General features: G+C 73.2%; 17 protein-coding genes (1 of these 17 cut by a window edge). 7 read left to right on the top strand and 10 right to left on the bottom strand.

From position 1 onward, the window contains the following. On the top strand, positions 1-309 hold the full coding sequence (locus MET2598_RS0101955) for a hypothetical protein (protein WP_018259706.1): 309 nt from the start codon (positions 1-3) through the stop codon (positions 307-309). A gap of 138 nt (positions 310-447) precedes the next feature. Next, the gene (locus MET2598_RS0101950) at positions 448-2985 is read left to right on the top strand and encodes a PAS domain-containing protein (protein ID WP_018259705.1); all 2538 of its coding nucleotides are present in this window, start codon (positions 448-450) and stop codon (positions 2983-2985) included. A gap of 148 nt (positions 2986-3133) precedes the next feature. Here MET2598_RS0101950 and MET2598_RS0101945 read toward each other — a convergent pair whose 3' ends face one another. Then, positions 3134-4219, bottom strand: coding sequence for an aldose epimerase family protein (locus MET2598_RS0101945; protein WP_018259704.1), 1086 nt, complete (start codon positions 4217-4219; stop codon positions 3134-3136). A 241-nt stretch (positions 4220-4460) separates the two neighbouring features. Here MET2598_RS0101945 and MET2598_RS0101940 point away from each other — a divergent pair, with 241 nt between their 5' ends. Both MET2598_RS0101940 and MET2598_RS0101935 read left to right on the top strand, forming a co-directional pair. Then, positions 4461-5402, top strand: coding sequence for a Gfo/Idh/MocA family protein (locus tag MET2598_RS0101940; protein WP_018259703.1), 942 nt, complete (start codon positions 4461-4463; stop codon positions 5400-5402). After that, positions 5402-6445 carry an SMP-30/gluconolactonase/LRE family protein gene (locus MET2598_RS0101935; protein ID WP_018259702.1) on the top strand — a complete coding sequence of 348 codons (1044 nt, stop codon included), beginning with the start codon at positions 5402-5404 and terminating at the stop codon, positions 6443-6445. Before MET2598_RS0101940 ends, MET2598_RS0101935 begins: the two co-directional genes overlap by 1 nt. A 308-nt stretch (positions 6446-6753) precedes the next feature. Here MET2598_RS0101935 and MET2598_RS0101930 read toward each other — a convergent pair whose 3' ends face one another. After that, positions 6754-7521 carry a hypothetical protein gene (locus MET2598_RS0101930; protein ID WP_012334363.1) on the bottom strand — a complete coding sequence of 256 codons (768 nt, stop codon included), beginning with the start codon at positions 7519-7521 and terminating at the stop codon, positions 6754-6756. A gap of 382 nt (positions 7522-7903) precedes the next feature. Between MET2598_RS0101930 and MET2598_RS0101925 the strand changes: the two genes are divergently transcribed. Then, positions 7904-8365: a MarR family winged helix-turn-helix transcriptional regulator gene (locus MET2598_RS0101925; protein WP_012334364.1), complete on the top strand. Its 462-nt coding sequence runs from the start codon at positions 7904-7906 to the stop codon at positions 8363-8365. Between the two features lie 308 nt (positions 8366-8673). On the opposite strand, the gene MET2598_RS0101920 is transcribed toward MET2598_RS0101925, so the two are convergent. From MET2598_RS0101920 to MET2598_RS0101910, 3 genes are all read right to left on the bottom strand, one after another. Continuing rightward, entirely contained in the window at positions 8674-9810 is a 1137-nt protein-coding gene (locus tag MET2598_RS0101920; protein WP_018259701.1) for a helix-turn-helix transcriptional regulator, read from the bottom strand. A 33-nt stretch (positions 9811-9843) separates the two neighbouring features. Then, the gene (locus MET2598_RS0101915; RefSeq protein ID WP_236728652.1) at positions 9844-10302 is read right to left on the bottom strand and encodes a hypothetical protein; all 459 of its coding nucleotides are present in this window, start codon (positions 10300-10302) and stop codon (positions 9844-9846) included. Positions 10303-10857: 555 nt separating this feature from the next. After that, positions 10858-12339 carry a methyl-accepting chemotaxis protein gene (locus MET2598_RS0101910; RefSeq protein WP_018259699.1) on the bottom strand — a complete coding sequence of 494 codons (1482 nt, stop codon included), beginning with the start codon at positions 12337-12339 and terminating at the stop codon, positions 10858-10860. A gap of 760 nt (positions 12340-13099) precedes the next feature. Between MET2598_RS0101910 and MET2598_RS0101905 the strand changes: the two genes are divergently transcribed. Beyond that, a complete protein-coding gene (locus MET2598_RS0101905; RefSeq protein WP_026190456.1) occupies positions 13100-13504 on the top strand; it encodes a DUF2946 family protein in 405 nt (134 codons plus the stop codon). Positions 13505-13624: 120 nt separating this feature from the next. Beyond that, the gene (locus MET2598_RS0101900) at positions 13625-15784 is read left to right on the top strand and encodes a TonB-dependent siderophore receptor (RefSeq protein ID WP_018259697.1); all 2160 of its coding nucleotides are present in this window, start codon (positions 13625-13627) and stop codon (positions 15782-15784) included. A 56-nt stretch (positions 15785-15840) separates the two neighbouring features. Here MET2598_RS0101900 and MET2598_RS0101895 read toward each other — a convergent pair whose 3' ends face one another. The 5 genes from MET2598_RS0101895 to MET2598_RS0101875 form a co-directional block, all read right to left on the bottom strand. Next, positions 15841-16770, bottom strand: a complete 930-nt coding sequence (locus MET2598_RS0101895) for a 3-keto-5-aminohexanoate cleavage protein (RefSeq protein WP_018259696.1) — start codon at positions 16768-16770, stop codon at positions 15841-15843. 25 nt (positions 16771-16795) lie between these two features. Then, the gene (locus MET2598_RS0101890; protein ID WP_018259695.1) at positions 16796-17722 is read right to left on the bottom strand and encodes a 3-hydroxyacyl-CoA dehydrogenase; all 927 of its coding nucleotides are present in this window, start codon (positions 17720-17722) and stop codon (positions 16796-16798) included. A gap of 14 nt (positions 17723-17736) precedes the next feature. After that, positions 17737-20259, bottom strand: a complete 2523-nt coding sequence (locus MET2598_RS0101885) for a branched-chain amino acid ABC transporter ATP-binding protein/permease (RefSeq protein ID WP_018259694.1) — start codon at positions 20257-20259, stop codon at positions 17737-17739. Positions 20260-20269: 10 nt separating this feature from the next. Continuing rightward, a complete protein-coding gene (locus MET2598_RS0101880; RefSeq protein WP_012334373.1) occupies positions 20270-21145 on the bottom strand; it encodes a branched-chain amino acid ABC transporter permease in 876 nt (291 codons plus the stop codon). A 199-nt stretch (positions 21146-21344) separates the two neighbouring features. Beyond that, positions 21345-22175 carry the 3' portion of an ABC transporter substrate-binding protein gene (locus MET2598_RS0101875; RefSeq protein WP_018259693.1) on the bottom strand. Its footprint extends 417 nt past the window's final position, so 831 of the gene's 1248 nt are visible here — the last part of the coding sequence; its start codon lies beyond the right edge, outside the window; its stop codon occupies positions 21345-21347.

Raw genomic sequence — 22175 nt, 5'->3', positions numbered from 1 at the left:
GTGAGCACCACCCCGCTGCAGGCGGCCCTGGGCGGGCCGGCGCTCCGGCCCCTCGCCGAGGAGGCGGGTTCCGTCACGGTCGCGCAGCCCGCCGCCGCGATCCTCGTCGTGTGGGGAACGCTCGCCCTCCTGGCCCTGGCCGACCCGCGGCCGATCGCCGACTGGCTCGACGAGATGGAGCCGAACCCGGTCGTACGCGCGGCGCAGGGCGGGGCGGCCCGGCTCGTCGCCGCCTCGGAGGCGCTCGGCCTCGCCCAGCTGTCGGGGCGGGTGCGCGAGGCAAGCCGGACCCTCACGCGCCGTCCGTGACCGGGGTGCCGCGGCCCCGCCGCCCGCCGGGGCGGCGACCTCCCACCATCGACAACCCGTGACGCCGCGGTAAACTGCCCAGGTACTGCGCCTGGATGTCCAGTGCAGCACCCATGCTGCGGGGCGTCGGCGGGCCGGATGAACAGCATCGACGATCTCCCGGCCGGGGCGCAGGAGCGGATGAGCCTGCGCGCCTCCCTGGTCGAGCGCGAGGCCGAGCTGGCCCGGGTGCAGCAGATCGCGGGCGTGGGCGGGCTCGAGGTGGATCTGCGCGGCGGCTTCCGCAACCGGCGCTCGCCCGAGTACCTGCGCATCCACGGCCTGCCGCAGGACGCCGCCCGCGAGACGCACGAGGAATGGGTCGGGCGCATCCATCCGGAGGACCGCGAGGCGACGCTCGGCCACTTCCTCGACGCCGTGCGCAGCGGCGCCCGCGAGTACCGGGCCGAGTACCGCATCATCCGGCCGAGCGACGGGGCGGTGCGGTGGATCGCGGCCGTCGCCGAGATCGAGCGGGACGAGGCCGGCGTGCCCCTGCGCCTCGTCGGCGCCCACCGGGACGTGACCGAGCGCAAATGCGCCGAGATCGCCCTGCGCGAGAGCGAGCTGCAGAAGCGCCTCGCCCTCGACGCGGCCGGGCTCGGGATCTGGGAGTACCGGCCGGATTCCGGCGCGCTGACCGCCGACGCCCGCTGCAAGGCCCTGTTCGGGCTCGCGCCCGAGGCCGAGGTCGGCCCCTCGACCCTGCTCGACGCCTGCCACCCGGAGGACCGCCCGCGCCTGCGCGCCGCGCTCGCCGCCGCCACCGACCCGGGCGGGCCGGGCGGCCTCGCGCAGGAGCACCGCACGCTCGGCGGTAGCGGCGAGCGCTGGATCGTCACCCGCGGCCACGCCTCCTTCGAGGGCGGGCGCTGCGTGCGCCTGATCGGAGTCGTCCTGGAGGTGACCGAGCGCAAGTGGGCCGAGGCGGCCCTGCGCGAGAGCCGCGACCGGCTCGCCGCCGAGCGCCACGCCCTGGAGGTGCTCAACCGGACCGGAACCCGGATCGCCGCCGAGCGCGACCTCGGCGGACTGGTGCGCATCGTGGCGGAGGCCGGCCTCGCCCTGACCGGGGCCGCCTCCGGAGCGTTCGTCTACCGGGCCGACGAGCCGGGCGAGGAGGCGCCGCGCTGCGTCCTCGCGGGCCGGGACCAGGAGGCCTTCGCGCGCGGCGCGGAGCCCCTCGCCCTGGCGGCCCTGGCCGGGGGGGAGCCGCCCGACCCGGGCGAGGTCCGGGCGGCCGGTTTCGCGAGCCTGCTCACCGTGCCGGTCATCTCCGCCTCCGGCGAGACGACCGGCGTGCTGGTCCTCGGCCACCCGGCCCCGGGCGCGTTCGACGCCCGGATCGCGGCGGTCCTGACCGGGCTCGCCGCCCAGGCGGCGATCGGGTTCGACAATGTCCGGCTGCTGCGCGCGGCCCACCGGGCCAATGCCAGCCTGGAGCAGCGCGTCGAGGAGCGCACCGCCGCCCTGCGGCGCGCCGAGGAGGCGCTGCGGCAATCCCAGAAGATGGAGGCGGTGGGCCAGCTCACCGGCGGCCTCGCCCACGACTTCAACAACCTGCTCACCGGCATCGCCGGCAGCCTCGAACTCCTGCAGCTGCGCCTGCGCCAGGGGCGCCTCGGTGAGATCGACCGCTACGTCGAGGCCGCGCAGGGGGCGGCCAAGCGGGCGGCGGCCCTGACGCATCGCCTCCTCGCCTTCTCGCGCCGCCAGACCCTGGATCCGAAGCCCGTCGACGCCAACCGACTGATCGCCGGGATGGAGGAGCTGATCCGGCGCACGGTGGGGCCCGCCATCGCCGTCGAGGTGGCGCCCGCCGCCGATCTCTGGACGGCGCTGGTCGACCCCCACCAGCTCGAGAACGCCCTCCTGAACCTGTGCCTGAACGCCCGCGACGCGATGCCGGACGGGGGCCGCATCGTCATCGCGACCGCCAACCTCGCGCTCGGCCCCGAGGAGGCCGCGGCCGCGGATCTGAGTCCCGGCCCGTACCTGTCGCTCAGCGTCGCGGATACGGGGATCGGCATGACCCCGGACGTGATCCAGCACGCCTTCGAGCCCTTTTTCACCACGAAGCCGATGGGCCAGGGCACCGGGCTCGGCCTCTCGATGATCTACGGCTTCGCCCGGCAATCCGGCGGGCAGGTGCGGATCGCCTCCGAGGTCGGGCGCGGCACCCGGGTCTGCCTGCTCCTGCCGCGCCACGAGGGCGCCGCGGAGGAGGTGGACGGGCCGCTCGCGCCGATGCGGGAGCCGCGGGCGGGGCGGGGCGAGACGGTGCTCGTCGTCGACGACGAGCCGACCGTGCGGATGCTGGTGACGGACGTTCTCGAAGGGCTCGGCTACGCGGTGCTCGCGGCGGGGGACGGCGCCGCCGGCCTGCGGCTGCTGCGCGAGGAGCGGCGCATCGCCCTCCTCGTCACCGATGTCGGGCTGCCGGGCGGGCTCAACGGGCGGCAGATGGCGGATGCGGCGCGCGCCGACCGGCCGGATCTCAGGGTGCTGTTCATCACCGGCTACGCCGAGAACGCGGCCCTCGGCGGCGGCCGGCTCGGCCCCGGCATGCAGGTGCTGACCAAGCCCTTCGCGGTCGAGACCCTGGCGGCGCGCGTGAAGGAATTGCTCGCGCGGTGAGGCGCCCGCCCTCGCGCGCCGGCCGCGCATCATGCGCCGCCACGGGCTGGCGCGCATCCCTGTCCGAGAACCGGGCGCTGCGCGAGGCCGAGAGGCCCGAGTCCGGCCCGGCCCCCTCCGCGGCGCGGCCGGCGCCGCTCAGCGGGCGTTAAGGATCTCCGAGGGTGGAGAAGCGGTAGGCGATGAGGCAGCGGTAGGTCGCCCCGGGATCGAGGCGGGCCGAGCCGAAGACCGGCTGGTTCGGCGTGTCCGGAAACAGTTGCGGTTCCAGGGCGACCCCGTCCGACTGGCGGTAGGCGAGGCCGGACTTGCCGATCGCGGTCCCGTCCAGGAAGTTGCCGGTGTAGAGTTGCAGGCCCGGCTGGTTCGTCAGCAGGTCGAGGACGCGGCCCGAGCCGCGCTCCTCCAGCCGGGCGGCCGGCCGCGCCGCCTGGCTCGGCGCGGTCCCGAGCACGAAATTGTGGTCGTAGCCGCGCCCGCGCCGGATCTGAGGGTGGCGGCCGTCCCGGATCCGCGACCCGATCGCGGTGGGCGCGCGGAAGTCGAAGGGTGTGTCGGCGACCGGCGCGAACTCGCCGGTCGGGATCTGCGTCGGATCGACCGGCGTGTAGGTGTCGGCCGGGATCGTCAGGACATGATCGAGGATGGGGCGGCCCGCGCCCTCGCCCGCCAGATTGAAGAAGCTGTGATTGGTCAGGTTGACGATGGTCGGCCGGTCGGTCGTCGCCGCGTAGGCGATGCTCAGCGTATCGGGGCCCTCCAGGCGGTAGGTGGCCGTGACCGTGAGGGTGCCGGGATAGCCCTCCTCCCCGTCCGGGCTGACGTAGCGCAGGGTCGCGGCCGGCCCCTCGCCGCCGCGGATCGCGGTGATCTCCCAGAGGCGCCGGTTGAAGCCCTGCACGCCGCCGTGCAGGGCGTTCGGGCCGTCGTTGGTGGCGAGCGCGTAGCTCCGCCCGTCGAGGCTGAAGCGGCCGCCGCGGATGCGGTTGGCGTAGCGCCCGACGCTCGCGCCGAAATAGCTCGGCCGGTCGAGGTAGCCGGCGAGGTCGGGAAAGCCCAGCACCACGTCCGCCGGCGCGCCGTCGCGGTCCGGCACGTCGAGGCCGCGCAGGATCGCCCCGTAGGCGAGGATCCGCGCCGTGAGCCTGCCGTTGGTCAGCGTCACCTCGTCGACCGTCCTGCCGTCCGGCAGGATCCCGAACGGGCGTCGCGCGGCGCCATTGCCTTCCCGCATGCTCATCCTCCGGAGCGGCGCCCGGGCGGGCCGGGTCCCGTCGGCACGCGGGTTGTACTCTGGCGACACGGACGCCAGCAACCGACGGCCGCGCCGGGAGCCGTCGCCCTGCCGAGCGCCCGACTGCGCGCGGCGAAATCCCGCGCGATCCCGCGAGAGCGGCCGTCGCCATGGCGGCCGTCATCCGCTACGGCCTCACCCGCTCGCCGGTCGCCCGCCGGGCCAGGACGCGGAGCCCGCCTTGACATCGTCCCCCACCTCCCTGCGGATCGCCCTCGTCGGGCTCGGCAAGATCGCCCGCGACCAGCACCTGCCGGCGATCGCCGCGACGCCCGGCCTGGACCTCGCCGCCACCGCCGGCCCCGGCGCCGGCCTGGAGAACCTGCCCCACGCGCCGACCCTGGCGGCGCTGCTCGAATCCGGGCCTCCCTTCGACGCGGTCGCCCTCTGCACGCCGCCGCGCGGGCGCGGGGCGCTCGCCGCCGCGGCGCTGGCGGCGGGCAAGCACGTCCTCCTGGAGAAGCCGCCCGCGGCGACCCTGGGCGAGATCCTGCCGCTGGCCGCGCAGGCCCGCGCGGCCGGCCTCAGCCTGTTCTGCGCGTGGCATTCCCGCTTCGCCCCCGCGGTCGAGCCGGCCCGGGCCGCGCTGCGGGACCGCCCGATCCGCGCGGTGCGCGTCGATTGGCGCGAGGACATCCGGGTCTGGCATCCGGGCCAGGACTGGATCCTGGAGCCGGGCGGCCTCGGGGTGTTCGACCCGGGCATCAACGCCCTGTCGCTCGTCACCCATCTCCTGCCCCGGCCGGTCCAGGTGACCGGGGCGGACCTCTCCTTCCCGGCCGACCGGCAGGCGCCGATCGCCGCCTCGCTCGACCTCGCCGACGCGGCGGGCCTGCCGATCCGGGCGGAGTTCGACTTCCTGCAGGCCGGGCCGCAGACCTGGGACATCCGGTTCGCGACGGAGCGCGGGCTCCTGCTTGTCTCGGGCGGCGGGGCGCGGCTGAGCCTCGACGGCGTTCCGATCCCGACCGCTCCGGAGGCGGAGTATCGCGGCCTCTACCGCCGCTTCCGCGACCTGGTCTCCCGCCGCGAGAGCGAGGCCGACCTCGCCCCCCTCGGCCTGGTGGCGGACGCCTTCATGATCGGGCGGCGCCGCACGGTCGCGGCCTTCGGGGGCTGGTGATGGGCGGCGAGGCCGCGGGAGGGCCGCTCCCCGCCGCACCCGAAGGCGCCGCCCGCGTCTTCGACGCCACGCCCTGTCACCTGGGCGAGGGGGTGACCTACGAGGCCGAGACCGGCACCGCGTGGTGGTTCGACATCCTATCCAGGCGCCTCTTCGAGGCGCGAGGCCTCTCCGAGGCGCGAGGCCTCTCCGAGGCGCGAGGCCCCTTCGAGGCGCGAGGCCCCTTCGAGGCGCGAGGCCTCTCCGATGTGCCGGACCCGCCCGACGCGTCGCGCCCTCTCGATGCCGGGCCTACGGGCGGGGACGTCAGGGTGCACAGCCTGCCGGTGATGGCGAGCGCCCTCGCGGCAGTGGGCGACGGGCGCCACGTGCTGGCGGCCGAGGACGGCCTGCACCTGCGCGCGCCGGACGGGCGCCTCACGCTGCTCGCCCCCGTGGAGGCGGACCATCCGCGCACCCGCTCCAACGACTCCCGCGTCCATCCGGGCGGCACCTTCTGGTTCAGCACCATGGGCCGGGAGGCCGAGCCGGGGGCGGGCGCGATCTACGCCTTCCGGGCGGGGCGGGTCTTGCGGCTGTTCTCCGGGCTGCGGATCCCGAACGCCATCTGCTTCTCGCCCGACGGCAGCGCCGGCTACTTCGCCGATACGGGAGCGGGGGAACTGCACCGGGTGCCCCTCGACGCGGCGACCGGCCTGCCCGAGGGCGCACCCGCCCTCGTCCTGCGCCACGACGACCCGGCCGGGCTCGACGGGGCGGTCACCGACGCGCAGGGATGCCTGTGGATCGCCCGCTGGGGCGGGGCGCGGGTCGACGCGTTCTCGCCGCAGGGCACGCTCCTGCGCAGCGTCGCGATCCCGGCGCTCCAGCCGAGCTGTCCGGCCTTCGTCGGCGCGCGCCTCGACCGGCTGCTCGTCACCTCCGCCTTCCAGGGGCTCGACGCCGCAGCCCGGGCGGCGGATCCCCTCGGCGGACAGACCTTCCTGGTCGCGCCCGGTGCCCGCGGCAAGCCGGAGCCCCGGATCCGCCTGGGTTCCGCCTGATGCAAGGTGAGCGGAGTGCCTCCTGCCGATGTCGCACCGGCAAGATCGGGACGGATCTTAAAGACAGGACCGAAGACCTGTCGCGGGAAGTCCGTCGCCTGATCCTTAACCTGCGCGACCAGGATGCCTGATCCGCGATCCGGTCGATCCGAGCGGATCCCGGATCACGAGCCCGCGTGGCGCCTGAGCGAAGCCGACATCCGCTATCCCGAAGGGATCAAGCGGATTCAGGATGACGTGTCGCGGGTCTCGCCGCAGCGCCGACGGCCGCGCCTGGGACACCGGCGCGGCCGGGGAGGGGCCTCGGTTCAGGGCCCTCGGCCGGCCGCGTTGTAGATCTCCGCGGCCGGATAGACGACCCGCACCAGGGAGGCGGTCGCCCGCGCGACGGGCTCGGCCGTCTCCTGCACCGCCCGCTCCCGCTGCAGCCGCGCGAGGAGGCGGTGCGCCTCGGCCGCCGGAACGGCGCCGGCCGGGGCCACCATGGCGCTGACGAGGCGCCTCGTCTTGCCGTCGAGCCGCCGGGAGCGCGTCGCGTCCTCGAAATCCCCCGCCCGGTGCCGGTCCCCGGGCCTGCCCGTGAAGACCCGGGCGCCCGCCGCGGTGACGACGATGTCGCCCGGGCGCAGGGTGGTGTCGCGCATCAGGGCGGCACTCGGATCGCCCGCCTTGGCGAGCGCCGCGGCCCGCGCATCCTCCGCGACCGGCCGCTTCTCGACTGCCGCCCGCCGCTTCTCGACCGCCTCCGGCCGCGGCAGGGCCGCGTAGCGCGTCCGCGGATGGGCCCGCGCGGCGGCCGCGGCGGCCGCGACGGCGGCCTTCGGCGGCAGGCGGCGCGCCACCGGCAGGGCCGGACGCGGCGCGCGCCGCGCCCGCACGGGCGCTGGCAGGGGCTGCCCGACCGGGACCGGCTCGACTTGCGGGGCCGCGCTCGGCGGCGGCGCGAACAGGCGCTGGAACAGACTGCCGAACCCGTCCTCGTCGCCGGCCCGCACGTGGGCCACCATGCCGAGCAGGAGGCATCCCGAGGCCAGGGCGAGCGCGGCACGGCGGCCATGGCAGGTCTGGAGCAGCATCGATTCCTCCGCGTCGCCCGCCTTGCGACGGACCGTCGCCGCAATAACAGGAGTTAGCGGGCAGCGTTCCCGCGAAATTCAAAATCAATCCCATTGTCGGCGAGGCTACAGGGCACGGGCCTGCGTTCCGATAAGCTTGGGGAAAGTGCGAATGCGCCGATTCTCGACCTCGACGGCATGATTCTCAACGGAGTCCGACGGGGCGTCGTCGCACCGGCGCGCCCCGATGCGTGGGGCTGCCTCGGCGGGGGCCGCGTCGCGCCGCGCCGCGCCCTCGACCGGCCGCGGCGATCCGGGGTCGACTTCTGGGGCAATGGCCGTTAGGGCAAAAGCCGTTCGCCTGCAATTCAACCCGACGGCCGCGTCTCCCTCAAGGTTCCCGATGAGCGACCCCGCTTCCCTGCACCTCGACCACCAGCTCTGCTTCGCCGTCTACGCGGCCGCCCACGCCTTCACGGCCGCCTACAAGCCGATGCTGGAGCCCTTCGGCCTCACCTATCCGCAGTACCTCGTGCTGCTCGTGCTCTGGGAGCGGGACGGGGTGAACCTCAAGGAGATCGGGCGCCGGCTGCAGCTCGATGCCGGGACGCTGACGCCGCTGCTCAAGCGCCTCGAGGCGAGCGGCTACGTGCGGCGCCAGCGCGACCCGGGCAACGAGCGCCAGCTGCGGCTCGAACTGACCGAGACCGGACGCGCCCTGCGCGATCAGGTGAGCGGGGCGCGGGCGCAGATCGTCTGCGCCCTCGGCGGCGCGGAGGAGCCGATCCGCGACCTGCGCGAGCGGCTCACGCGCATCGTGCCGATGCTGCGCGGCCTCGGCGTGAAGGCGGATTCCGCGCCCTGAGGCGCGCGGCACACATCCCAGCGCGGCCCTCGGCCGGGTCCGGACGCCTCGCCGGCTTCCGCCTGCCGGTTCCATAACGTCGCTTATGCGAATCGGGTGTGTCGGCGCAAAGTGAAAATGTCCCACCTGTGCAAAGGTGGAATGGCACACTCCCCCGTCGGAGCGGACGCGGGAGGCCGCCATGGGGTGGGTCCTGATGAGCGAGCGCGAGCTGCAGCGGGGCGAGGTTCTGCATGCGGTCCGGGCGGGTCGGCAGACCGTCACGGCCGCGGCGCAGGAGCTGCGCCGCAGCCGCGCCGGTCCCGACCTCACGCCCGGGCCTGCGTCAGGCCGAGCGTGTTCCCCAGCAGACTGACCAGCTCGGCCTGTCGCGAGACCCCGATCTTGGCGAAGACCGCCTTCAGCTGGGTGCGCACGGTGGCTTCGCTGGTGCCGGATTTCGTGGCCACGTCGCTGACCGTCTGGCCCTGGGCGATGAAGCGCGCGACCCGTGCCTCGGCGGCCGTGAGGTCGAACAATCCCTGGATCACCGCCGCGGGCGGTGGATCGCGCTGGCAGAGCGGCGTCAGCACGACGAGGCTCGCGGCGGGTGTGTACAGGTCGCGGGCCGCCCCGCGGATCGGCACGACGTGGGCCACGGCGGGAGGCTGGCCTTCGGCCGGCGGCACGGGGATCGACATCACGGCCGATCCGGCCGGCGCGTGGTTGCGGATGGCCGCGAGGGCCGTCTGCAGGAGCGCATCGGCGCCGGCATCCCGCAGGTGGAAGGCCCCGCGGGCTCCTTCGAGCGCGCAGCTCGGCATCCGAGCCCGCATGTGCGGGTTCGCGTCGATCAGGGCGCCGGACTCGCTCAGCACGGCCGCGGGCAGCCCGAGAATGGCCAAGGTCTCGGTCGTCGCCCGGGCCCGCTCCAGTCCGAGCCGCGCCGCGATCATGGCGGCCCGGGCGAGGTGCGGCCGCAGCGTGTTCAGCGCCGCCACGGTCTCGGCGGGAACCGGTCCGTCCTCGTAGCGCCGGTCGAAGGTGAAGGTGAAGACGTCGCCCGAGGGGATCCTCATGAACAGGCCGGCCGCCCAGCCGACGCCGTAGCCGCGATAGAACGGGTAGCTCGGCATCTGCATGAGCTCGTCCCGGGTCATGATGTCGTCGTCGGAGATGAAGAACGGGTGCCCGAGCGCGCGCCCACGCTGGACCCAGGTGCAGCGCGTGGCCCAGCCCTCCGTGAAGAAGGCGTGGAACATCGGTGCCACGGCGGCCGAGGTCGTCCAGCGGATCCTGGGATCGATCCTGGGGACGAGGGGCGGGATGGAGGACGGCAGCGTCACGAGAGCGCCGCCCACCATCCCGAGCGCCTCGGCGATCGACTCCAGGATTGCGGGCCAGAGGTCCGGCACGATCGCGGCCTCGTAGATCCGCTCGACCTGCGTCTCGTCAGGCTGCCACATCCCGTCGATATCCGCGTTCCGTCGTGACCCGGCTCACCGGCCCGACATCATGGTGGCGGGCGGCGTGAAGGTGCCGGACCACTGCGAGACCGCGTCGGTCTTCGACGTATACATGACCGAGAACGTCCCGCTGCCCCGCAGCCCCTTGAAGGCGCCGCCGGCCTCCTTGGTCCTGAAGCGCCCCTGCGCGGTCACCCTCCCCTGCGCATCGGTCGCGACCGCGCCGGTATAGGTGCTGACCGTGGTGCCCGTGGGGGTGGTGAAGGTGATGGTGCCCCGCACCGGTCCGCGGCCGCGCTTGAGCGTGGCGACCTCGTTGATCCCGACGGCGGCGCCGTCGAGCGGCTGGCCGGGACTCTGGTTCGTGCCCGTGCCGCTCTGCTGGATCTGCAGGTGATCCGGCGATCCGAGCGGCCGCGCCTCCTGCCGATCAAGGTGGATGGTGAAGGTGCCGGACATCGGCATCGCCACCGAGGCCGTGACGCACGTCAACAGTGAAACCGCCGCAGCAGGAATCGAGAGACCAAGCGTCATGTTGAGGCTCCATTCAATTGCATGCTACATGAGTTTCGAGTGCCCCTTCTTGTTGGCGTCGAGGATAGACGGGGAGGAAAACTTTCCATCATCCAAATAGGGTAGGAGATCAGCGAATTCGCGCGGCGCGGCCGGTGGCGCCGGTCCGCCCCGATCGCGCGGTTCCGCGCCTGTCATCGACGATGATCTTTGGCGCAGCATCCGAAGCTTCGCCGAGCGTCCGCCTCTGCATCGCAAGATCGAGCTGGACCGGAGGCGCTGTCGATCTCGGGCCTGCCCGAGATCGAGGTGATGGCGATCTCGGGCCTGCCCGAGATCGAGGTGATGGCGATCTCGGGCCGGCCCGAGATCGAGGTGATGGCGATCTCGGGCAGGCCCGAGATCGAGGTGATGGCGATCTCGGGCAGGCCCGAGATCGAGGTGATGGCGATCTCGGGCAGGCCCGAGATCGAGGTGATGACGATCTCGGGCAGGCCCGAGATCGATGGGGCGCTACCGTCCGGGTCTTCGCCGTCAGACCATCCGGCGCGCGAACCCGGCCATCTCGCTCATCGAGGCGCCCACCGCGGCCGCCGCGGCCTCGATGGCCCGGGCGCTCTCGCGCACCTGCTCCACGCTCCCCGCCACCGTCTCCACCCCGCTCGTGACCGCCCGCGTGGCGTCGGCCTGCTCGGACACCGCCTGCGACACGCGCCCGGAGAGCGCGCTCATCTGGTGGATGGCCTGGCTGATGGTCTCGATCACCCGCACGGCCTCGCCGGTCGAGGTCTGGACCGCGGCGATCAGGCTGCAGATCTCCTCGGCCGCCCGCGACGACTGGCCGGCCAGCGCCTTCACCTCGGTGGCGACCACCGAGAAGCCCCGCCCCGCCTCGCCGGCCCGCGCCGCCTCGATCGTGGCGTTGAGCGCGAGCAGGTTCGTCTGCTCGGCCACAGCGCGGATCGCGCTCACCGCGTCGCCGATCCGGTCGGCCGCCTGAAGCAGGCCGGTCACGATGCCCCGCGCCTCCTCGGTCTGGCGCACGGCGGCGTCGCCGGCGTGGCGCGCCTCGCCGGCGTGGCGCGTCAGGCCCTCGATCGAGGCCGCGACGGCCCGCGTTCCCGCCGCCGCCTGCCCCACCGTGGCGGCGGTCGCGTCGGCCGCCTGCGCGGTCCCAGAGACCTGGGCCGCCACCCCCGCCATGGTCTCGTCGATCTCCGACAGCTTCGCCTCGATCGCCGCCAGCGCCTGCTCGCGCTCGCGGCGCTGCCGCACCGCCTCGGTGGTGTCGGTCGCGTACTTGACGATCTTGACGGGCCGGCCGCTCGCGTCGAGCACCGGGTTGTAGATCGCCTGCAGCCAGATCTCGCGGCCGCCCTTGCCGATGCGGCGGAACTCGCCGGAGTGGAACTCGCCGCGGCCGAGCCGCTGCCAGAACGCCGCGTAGGCCGGCGCCGCCCGCTCCTGGGGATCGACGAAGATCTCGTGATGGCGCCCGGCGATCTCGTCGAGGCCGTAGCCGACCACGCGCAGGAAATTCGGGTTGGCGGTCAGGATCCGGCCCGACAGATCGAACTCGATCATCGCCCAGGCGCGCTCGACCGCCTCGATCTTGCCGCGGCAATCCGCGTCGCTGCGCTTGCGCTCGGTGATGTCGGTGGCGACCTTCACCACCTTGGTCGGGCGGCCGCCGCGGCCCAGGATGGGCGTGTAGGTCGCCTGCAGCCAGATCTCGCGGCCGCCCTTGCCGAGCCGCCGCACCTCGGCAGTATGGGGCTCGCCGCGGGCGAGCGACGCCCAGAAGTCCCGGTAGGCGGCCCCGTCCTGCTCGGCCGGGTCGACGAACAGCTGGTGGTGGCGGCCCTTGATCTCGTCCAGCCCGTAGCCGACCGCCGTGAGGAACAGGGCATTGGCGTCGAGGATCGTCCCGTCCGGCGCGAAGGCGATCACCGCCTGCGAGCGGTCGAGCGCCGCGATCAGCGCGGCATTGTCACGGCCGAAGAACCACATGCTCATGTCCCGGTGATCGGACCGGCGCGCGCGATCCGTGAACAGCCCCGCACGGCCCGGGCCTCGTCCGGCCGGCGCCGGAATTCGCGGATCCGGCGCGCCAGAGGGTGGCCCGGGTTTGCCCGCCTCCGAGAGTGTCGCGCACAACACTTAACGCCCGGTTATTCACGCCGCCGCGATCCCCGGACTGACGCAGTGCGCGGGCGGGCACGCCCGACTTATCGCATGTCAACCCCGTTCTTTCGTCTGGCGGGAGCGCCTCGGCGACAGATATCTCCCGCAATACGGTTCAGTCTAATCAATGTGCTCTTCGGCGATGTTCAGGGAACGTGTCTCGGGGCGGCGCGCCGATCCGAGGCTTGGACGATATCCGGGTGGAACGTCGCGCGGTACGTCTGGCGCGGCAGCGGTGGAGCGCGTTGACGGGGCCGGGTCTGCCGCGGTCGCCGCCTGGGATCGCGGCCGGATCTCGCGACGCGACGGTGTTGGACCGGCGCGGGTTTCGGCCGCGACTTCGCTCCGGCAGAGGCGCGGCGCCGCTCTCCTCCGCCCCGTTCGGCGCGTCACACGCTGTCCGGACGATCGCGTCCGGACAACGTCTGCCAAGCCCGCGCGGCGCGTGAGCGAAGCCCAAATCCGCCTCGCGAAGCAATCCGTCGGATTCGGGATCACAGGTCGGTCGGCACGGGGATGCCGAGCGGGAGCTTCGCCGCCGAGCCGGCGGCGCGGCAGGCCGGCCTTGGCCTCGCCTCCCCGGGCGTGATAGATGACCTTAGGTCATCTGAGTCGCATCCTGAAAATATTCCAGCGAATAGGTCCGGCTCTGCTGTGCTGGCTGGCGGTGATCGTTCAGATCATCGCCCCCGGGGGCGCCACCGCGGCGGTCGTCCGCGCGACGTTCGACCCGTTCGCGCGCCTCGTCATCTGCGGTCCGGATCACCATTCCGGCGCCTCGCGCGACCGGCCCGAGGCCCCCCCGGCACTCCACGGCGATCCCTGCGGCCTCTGCCAACTCGTGGCCGCGGGCGGATTCGCTCCGCCGTCGGTGGCGCCCGCCCTGCCCTGCCCCCATCCGCCCGGACGGGTCGCTGCACGCCCTCGCCTCGCCCCGCTGGCGCGGCGGCGGCGCCTCGACTGGATCCGGGCCCGCGCCCCACCCGCCCCCGTCTGATTCCGACTGCATGCGCTGCCGGTGACCGCGGTCCCGCGCGCCCTTCGCGAATCCGTGCCGGTCCGCGCGATCCGGCGCGCCCCGTCACGCGACGCGCCCATGCGCCGTCGGGAGAGACTCATGACAATCGATCGCATCCTGAGGAGCGCGGCGCTACTCACCCTGGCGGCTGCGGGCGCACCGGCCCTTGCCGCGCCGCGCCCGACCGGGACCGAAGCCCCGGCGCGGCCGGCGCCCGCCGACGTCCTGGCGCTGCCGGAATTGATCATCGCCGGTTGGCGCGACGGCGCGACCACCGAGGGCAGCGGCTCCTTCACGAGCGATGCCGTCACCGTCGCCGGCAAGGCCCCGGTGCGCCGCATCGACGTTCCGCACTCGATCTCGGTCGTCACCCGGCGCCAGATCGAGGACCAGACCTTGACCACGGTCGACGAGGCGCTGGCCCGCGCCACGGGCGTCACCCGGATCTCGAACGAGCCGTCCCAGAGCCAGTACCTCATCCGCGGCTACGACCCGCAGGCGATGTCCGACGGCGTTCCGGTGCTCGGCGGGCTGAGCGGCTACCAGCAACTCGACACGGTGCTGTACGACCGGATCGAGGTGCTGCGCGGGCCCGCCGGGCTGCTCCTGGGCCAGGGTGAGCCCGCCGGCGTCGTCAATTTCGTGAGGAAGCGTCCTCGGGAGACCTTCGGCGCCTCCCTGGCGACCAGCTACGGCTCCTGGGCCAACAAGCGCGTCGAACTCGACCTCACGGGGCCGCTCGGCGGGGAGAGCGGCGTGCGCTGGCGGGGGATCCTGGCCGGGACCGACCGCGACTCCTCCTTCCGGGACGGGCACGGCACGCGCGGGCTCGGCGCCGGCATGATCTCGATCGACCTGACGCCCCGGACCACCCTGTCGCTCTCGGCCGTCCGCCAGAGCGACCTCTCGCCGTCCTTCTCGGGCCTCCCGGCCGATGCCGCGACCCGGCGCTTCCTGCGCGTGCCCCGCGACACCAACCCCTACCCGGCCTGGGCCAGGAACCAGTGGACGACCCAGGAATACGCGGCCGAACTCGAGCACCGGTTCGGCGAATGGGTGCTCAGAGCCGCCTATGTCCGCCGCTTGCAGGACTTCGCGTTCAAGGACGCGTACCCGGTCACCGGCACCGATCCGGCCGGCAATGCCAAGTATGCGCGGCGCTGGAGCATCTGGAGCTACGACCGGGAGGGGGCCGACCTCTCCGTGCAGGGACCGGTCGAGGCGTTCGGGCGCCGGCACGAGGTGCTGCTCGGGATGAACGCCATGTCCTGGTCGCAGGCCGGCCGGCGCGTGAACTACCCCCAGGTGGACGGCAACATCTTCGACCCGAATGCCGGCGTGGCGGAGCCGTTCGGCCCGTTCACCCGCGGGAGCCGCAACCTGCAAGAGCAGTGGGGCGTCTACGGCCAGACGCGGCTGCGCCTTCTCGACCCGCTCACGCTCGTCCTCGGCGGGCGCCTCTCCTCCTACGAGGCCCGCTCCCGGGCCGCCGCCCCGAGCCGCGGCACCCCCTGGGAGACCGACACGTCGGTCACGGCGCGGCCCTCGCCCTACGGGGCGCTGGTCTACGAACTCACGCCCGGGCTCAACGCCTATGCGAGCTACGCGGACATCTTCCTTCCGCAGACGGATCCGAAATGGCCGAGCGGCGTCATCGATCCCCGGGTCGGCACGCAATACGAGGTCGGCCTGAAGGGTGAGGCCCTGGAGGGGCGCCTGCAGGCCTCCGCCGCGCTGTTCCGGATCGACGACGTCAACCGCGCCTTCGACGACGCGGCCCACCCGAACTACTCCGTCGCCCTCGGCAAGGCGCGGAGCGAGGGCGTCGAGGTCGAGGTCTCGGGCGAGCTTCTCCCGGGCTGGCAGGCTGTGGCCGGCTACACCTATGCCCGGACGGAGTTGTTGAGGGACGATTCCCGGACGGGCGCGCGCCTGACGAACTGGCTGCCCAAGCACAGCGTGAAGCTGTGGTCGCAATACGACGTCCAGGACGGCCCGCTGCGGGGCGTCTTCGTCGGTCTCGGCCTCGTCGCCGCCTCGACCACCTCCGACCAGGGACGCGTTCCGGTCCGCTTCCAGCCGCCCTACGCGGTCCTCGACCTCCAGATCGGCTACGCGGTGAACCGGACCCTGAGAGCGACCCTGTCCGTCAACAACGTGCTCGACACGGTCTATCGCACGCGGATCGGCGGCCTCAACACCTACAACACCTACGGGGATCCGAGGAACGTGATGCTGACGCTGCGCGCCACGTTCTGAGCCGATGCCCGGCGGCGGGTCCGGGCGCCGGCCCGCGACCCGCCGCCGCCTCCCGCTCAGAACCCGACCCGGTCGCCGCCCTTGAGCCCGAGGATGCCGCGGGCGTCGTCGGGGGTGGCGATCTCCAGGCCCAGCCCCTCGATGATCTGGCGCACCTTCGTCACCTGCTCGGCATTCGACTGCGCGAGCTTGCCGGGTCCGATCCAGAGGGAATCCTCCAGCCCGACCCGCACGTTGCCGCCCATCGCGGCAGCCTGGGCGGCGATGGGCAATTGGTTGCGGCCCGCGCCCAGCACGGACCAATGGTAATTCCGGCCGAACAGCCGGTCGGCGGTGCGCTTCATGTGAAGCACGTCCTCCGGGTGCGGGCCGATCCCGCCGAGGATCCCGAACACGCTCTGCACGAAGAACGGGGGCTTGATCACGCCCCGGTCGGCGAAGTGGGCGAGCGTGTAGAGGTGGCCGATATCGTAGCACTCCACCTCGAAGCGGGTGCCGTTCTCGGCGCAGGTGGTCAGGATGTGCTCGATGTCCGCGAACGTGTTCTTGAAGATGCGGTCGCGGGAGCCGGCCAGGTAAGGCTCCTCCCAGTCGTGCCGGAAGCTCTTGAAGCGCTCCAGCATCGGGTAGAGGCCGAAATTCATCGAGCCCATGTTGAGGGAGGCGACTTCGGGCTTGAGCGTCGAGGCCGGGGCGAGGCGCTCCTCGATGCCCATGGTGGGCGCGCCGCCGGTGGTCAGGTTGATGACGCAGTTCGCGCGCTGCTTGATCACCGACAGGAACGGGCGGAAGGCCTCCGGCCGCTGGTCGGGCTTCCCGGTGCGCGGGTCGCGGGCGTGCAGGTGGACGATCGCCGCGCCGGCCTCGGCGGCGCCGATCGCCGCCTCGGCAATCTCCTCGGGCGTGACCGGCAGGTGGGGCGACATCGAGGGCGTGTGGATCGCCCCGGTGACGGCGCAGGTGATGACGACTTTGCGTGCGGCCATGGCAGGTCCTTTCGGGCAGGTCATCTCAGGATTGGGCGCGCTTGTGCGCCATCAGGGCGGCCAAGCGGGCGTCCCGGCGGCGCGCGCGCTCGGCTTGGCTCGCCGGATCGGGACCGCCTCGCCAAGCGGCCGCGATCCGCGCGAGGCTCTCCGCCTCCCAGACCTGGGGCGGGGCCGGGTCGGCGGCGAGGCGGCGGTAGAATCCGCCGTAGCGGGCGGCGTAGTCGGGCACGCCGCCGGGCGCGTTGAGGTCGATCGTCGCGAAGGGGCCGAGGAAGGACCAGCGCAGGCCGAGCCCCTCCGAGACCGTCTTGTCGAGATCCTCCGGGCTCACCACGCCCTCGGCGACGAGGCGGAAGGCCTCCGACAGCAGCGCCCCCTGCAGCCGGTTGAGGACGAAGCCCTCCACCTCGCGGTGCACGGTCACGGGCACCTGCCCCGCCGCCTCGTAGAGGGCGCGGGCGCGGGAGATCGCGGCCGGATCGGTCCAGGGCGCGCCGCAGAGTTCCACCACCGGCACGAGGTGGGGCGGGTTGACCGGGTGCGCCACGAGGCAGCGGCCGCGGCCGGGCAGGCCCTCGGTGAAGAGGGAGGCGACGATCGCCGAGGTCGAGGAGGCCAGGATGGTCTCGCGCGGGCAGAACGCGTCGAGCTCGGCGAACAGCGCGCGCTTGGCCTCGACGGTCTCGGGCCCGCTCTCCTGGACGAGGTCGGCCCCCGCCACCACCTCGTTCAAGGCCGCGTGGCAGCTGACGCGCGCGAGGGCGCCCGGGACGTCCGCGACGAGGCCGTGGGCGGAGAGCTGCCGCAGGGCCGCCTCGATATGGCCCGGCGCGGCCTCGCGCGCGGCCGGATCCCGGTCGGTGAGGCGGACCCGGAACCCGGCCCGGGCGAAGACCACGGCCCAGGAGCGGCCGATCAGGCCGGCTCCGACGAGGGCGACGTTCGGCATGGCAGGATCTCCCGTTACAGCCACAGCACCTGGCGGCGCAGGGCCAAGTCGTCGCGCAGCGCGCGCGACGGGCCGACATGCATGACGCGGCCGCGCTCCAGCGCGACGGTCCGGTCGGAGAGCGCCAGGGCGAGGTCGAGGTTGTGGTCGACGATGACGATCGAGACCTCGCGGCGCAGGGCGTCGAAGGTCTCGAACAGGCTCTCGACGATCGCCGGCGCCAAGCCCTCGAAGGGCTCGTCGAGCAGGAGCACGCGGGTGTCGCCCGAGAGGGCGCGGGCCACCGCCACCATCTGCTGCTCGCCGCCCGACAGGTAGTCGGCGGGGGTGCGCCAGCGCTCGCGCAGGCGCGGGAAATAGGCGAGGATGCGCTCCTCGTCCCAGTGCACGCCGTGCCCGGTGCGCCGCCGCAGCCGGCCGAGTTCGAGATTCTCCGCGACGCTCATGCCCGCGAAGAGCCCCCTGCCCTGCGGCACGTAGCCGATGCCGGCCCGGGCGATGGCGGCGGCCGAGCGCCCGTCGAGGCTCTCGCCGGCGAGGCGGATCCGGCCAGCGGCGTGGGGCGCGATCCCGGTGATCGTCTTGAGGCAGGTCGACTTGCCGGCGCCGTTGCGGCCGAGCAGCGCCACGATCTCGTTCTCGTGCACCGCGAAGGAGACGCCGTTGAGGATGTGGCTCTTGCCGTAGAACGTGTCGACCTGATCAAGGGAGAGGAGCGTGCCGCCGCCCGCGGCGCTCGGGCGGGGCTTGGCGGCGATCGCGGCGGTGCCCGAGCCGATATAGACCTCCTGCACCGCCGGGCTGGTGCGGGCCTCCTCGACGGTGCCGTCGACGAGGACGCGGCCCTCGTTCATCACCGTGACGGCGTCGGCGATCTGGAAGACCCGGTCGATGTCGTGCTCGACCATCAAGACCGGCACCTCCGTCGAGACCCGCTTGATGATGTCGCCGATGCGCCCGCGCTCGGCCGCCGCGAGGCCGGCGAGCGGCTCGTCGAGGAGGAGCACGCGGGGCTTGGTGGCGAGCGCCACCCCCATGTCGAGGAGGCGCTGGCCGCCGTAGGAGAGGGAGCCGGCCTCCGCCCGCTCCAGCCCCGCGAGGCCGAGCCAGCGCAGGATCTCGGCCGTCTCCGCGGCGACCGCCCGGTCCCGGCGGGCGTCGCGCCAGGGATTGAAGCGGCCAGGATGCCGGCTCTGGACCGCGAGGCGGACATTCTCCTCGACGCTCAGCGCCGGAAACAGGTTGGTGATCTGGAAGGAGCGGCCGAGGCCGGCCCGGCAGATCCGCTCGGGGGCGAGCCCCGCGATCGAGCGCTCCTCCAGGGTCACGTCGCCGGCATCGGGCCGGAACATCCCGGAGATCAGGTTGAAGGCCGTGGTCTTGCCGGCGCCGTTCGGGCCGATCAGGGCGTGCAGCGTCCGGTCGCGCACCGCGATCGAGACGTCCTCCACCGCCCGGATGCCGCCGAAGCGCTTGGCGATGCCGCTCGCCCGCAGGATCGCGCCCGCGACCGCCCCGTCCGGGCGCAGGAAGCCGGGCAGGTTCTCGGGGGCGCCGGCCCGCCGGCCGGCCATCGCGGCGTCCTCGCTCGGGGCCGGCCGGATCAGGCGCAGCACCCGCCGGCCGATGCCGACGAGCCCGTCCGGCGAGAACAGGATGAAGCCGATGAACAGGAGGCCGAACCAGAACAGCCAGTCGCCGGTCCAGATCGAGAGCAGTTCCCGAAACAGGATGAAGAACAGCGCGCCGATCGCCGGGCCGGCGAGGCTGCGCATGCCCCCGATCACCACCATGGCGAGGAGTTCGCCCGAGAAGGCGGTGCCGAGCGGCTCGGCCGAGGCGAAGCGGTGGGTGAAGACCTCGAGCACGCCCGCGAGGCCCGTCACCGCCGCCGAGATCGTGAAGGCGAGGAGCTTGTAGCGGGCGGTGGGGTAGCCGAGGAAGCGGGCCCGCTGCTCGTTCTCGCGGATCGCCTCCAGCACGCTGCCGACCGCCGAGCGGCGCAGCCGCGCGAGCCCGCAGAGCACCGCGAAGCCGACGACCGCCACGCAGGCGTACCACGTCGCCGGGGCGTCGAGGTCGATGCCGAGCAGGGAGGGCCGCACCACGCCGCCGAAGCCGCTCTCGCCCCCGGTCAGCGCCGTCCAGCGATAGGCCACCGTGAAGGTCAGCGCCGAGAGGGTCAGCGTCAGAAGCGAGAAGTAGACGCCCCGGCGGCGCAGGATCAGCAGGCCGACGAGGAGGGCGGCGAGGGCCACGAAGGCGAGGGCGAAGACGGCCGGCGCGACGAGGCCGCCGGGGAAGAGGGCGCGCTGGCTGATCGCCGCCGCGTAGGCGCCGAGGCCGAAGAAGGCGCCGTGCCCGAAGGAGACGAGGCCGGTCTGCCCGACCAGGATGTTGAGGCCCAGGCAGGCCACCGCGAAGACCACCACGTCGGTGGCCGTGGTCAGGGTGAGGCCGAGCCCCTGCAGGCCGAGCGGCAGGACGACGAGGGCGAGCGCCAGGAGGGGGAGCGCGAGCCGATCGGTGCGGGTCATCGGGCGGTCCCTACTCGAAGCGCAGGATGCGCTCGCCGAACAGGCCGCGCGGCCGGACGAGCAGGATGAGGGCCATGAGCGCGTAGATCGCGGCCTCGGCGAAGCCCGGATAGACGAGGACCATCAGGCCGCGCACCACGCCGACGATCAGGGCCGCCACGACCACGCCCCAGAACGAGCCGAGGCCGCCGATCACCACGACCACGAAGGCGCCGGTGAGCACCTCGGCGCCCATGGCCGGGTGCACGCCCGTGATCGGCGCCAGCATCACGCCCGCGAGCCCCGCGAGCGCGACGCTGATGAACACCACCGCCGCCATGTAGGGCTTGAGCGAGATGCCGAGCGCCGCGACCATGTCGGGGTTCTGCACCCCGGCCCGCACCACGCGCCCGAAGGTGGTGCGCTGCAGGAGGAACCAGACCGCGGCGACCGCCGCCACCACGGCGGCGAGGATGGTCAGCCGGTAGCGGGAGAGGATGAAGTCGCCCAGGAAGACCTGGCCGCGCAGCGCCTGCGGGATCCCGTAGGGCAGCGGCGGCGCGCCGAAGATCATGCGCAGGGCCTGCTCGGCCACCATGGCGAGGCCGAAGGTCAGGAGAAGCGAGAGGATCGGGTCGGAGCGGTAGAAGCGGCGGAAGAGCAGCCGCTCGGCCGCGAGGCCGATGATCCCGACGAGGAGCGGCGCGGCGAGGATCGCGCCGGAGAAGCCGAGGCTCGGCGAGAGCACGATGGTGAGGTAGGCGCCGACGGCGAAGAACGCCCCGTGCGCAAGGTTCACGATGCCGCCGAGGCTGAAGATCAGCGACAGGCCGAGCGCGATCAGGAGGTAGATCGCTCCCAGGAACAGGCCGTTCACGACCTGCTCGACGGCGAGGGTGAGGAGCATCACGGGACGTGTCCGGTCGGAGGGACGGGGTTGCGGAGCGGCCGGGACGGGATCCCGGCCGCCGGGGCGGAGGCGCGCGCCTCACGCGATGTCCGGCTGATCGCCTCGCGATGCGGCAATCGGCTTCGCCGGGGCGGAGCGTCGCTCGGCCGCGCGGGCTCCCGGTGCGAATGCCGAGAGCCCTGTTCCGGACTTCGCGTCACCCCTCCATCTTGCAGGCGGCCTCCTCGGCGGTCGGGGCCAGCACCTCCAGGTCCTCGTTCGGCCCCGGCAGGGCCGGCGAGGACGAGAAGATGTCCCACTTGTCCTTCACCTTGTCGGCCGGCAGCGCGGTGATCGCGTACATCTCGCTGATCAGCTGGTGGTCGCGGGCGCGGAAATAGCCGGGGCGCGGCTTCTGCACGTCGAACTTGGCGCCGCCCTCCAGGTAGGAGACCAGGGCCGGCCCCTCGGTCGACTTCGCCTCGCGGATCGCCTGGGCGACGATGCGGATGCCGTTGTAGTCGCCCCAGGCCTGGTTCTCGGGCGGCTTGCCGTACTTCTTGGTGAAGGCGGCCACGAAGGCCTTGGCGGAGGGCGTGTCGACCTTGTGGTGCCACAGGCAGGGCCAGGTGCCGGCGAAGTTGCCCGCGCCCGCGCCCCAGGCGAGCGCGGTGTCGAAGCCGAAGCCCGCGATCGGGAAGGGCAGTCCGTACTCGGCGTACTGCTTGAGGAAGTTGGTGATCTGGTTGCCGGCGAGGTTCGAGATTACGAGGTCGGGTTTGGCCTGCCGGATCTTGATCAGGTAGGCGGAGAAGTCGGTGGCGTCGGTCGGCACGAGCTCGTCCGCGGCGAAGCTGCCGCCGTTGCCCTGCATGAACCCCTTGGCGACGCGCAGGAGGTCGTGCCCGAAGGCGTAGTCGGCGGTGAGCGAGTACCAGCGCTTGCCCTTCACCAGCCCCTCCTGGACCAGCGAGCGGCCGACCGCCTTCACGTACATCGAGTTGGCGCCCTCGATGTGGAACATGAAGCGCTTGCAATCCTGGCCGCG

This window comes from Methylobacterium sp. WSM2598 (assembly GCF_000379105.1).
Taxonomy (GTDB): Bacteria; Pseudomonadota; Alphaproteobacteria; order Rhizobiales; family Beijerinckiaceae; genus Methylobacterium.
Note: the sequence above shows the minus strand (reverse complement) of the source record. Positions and strands in the feature narration are given on the sequence as shown.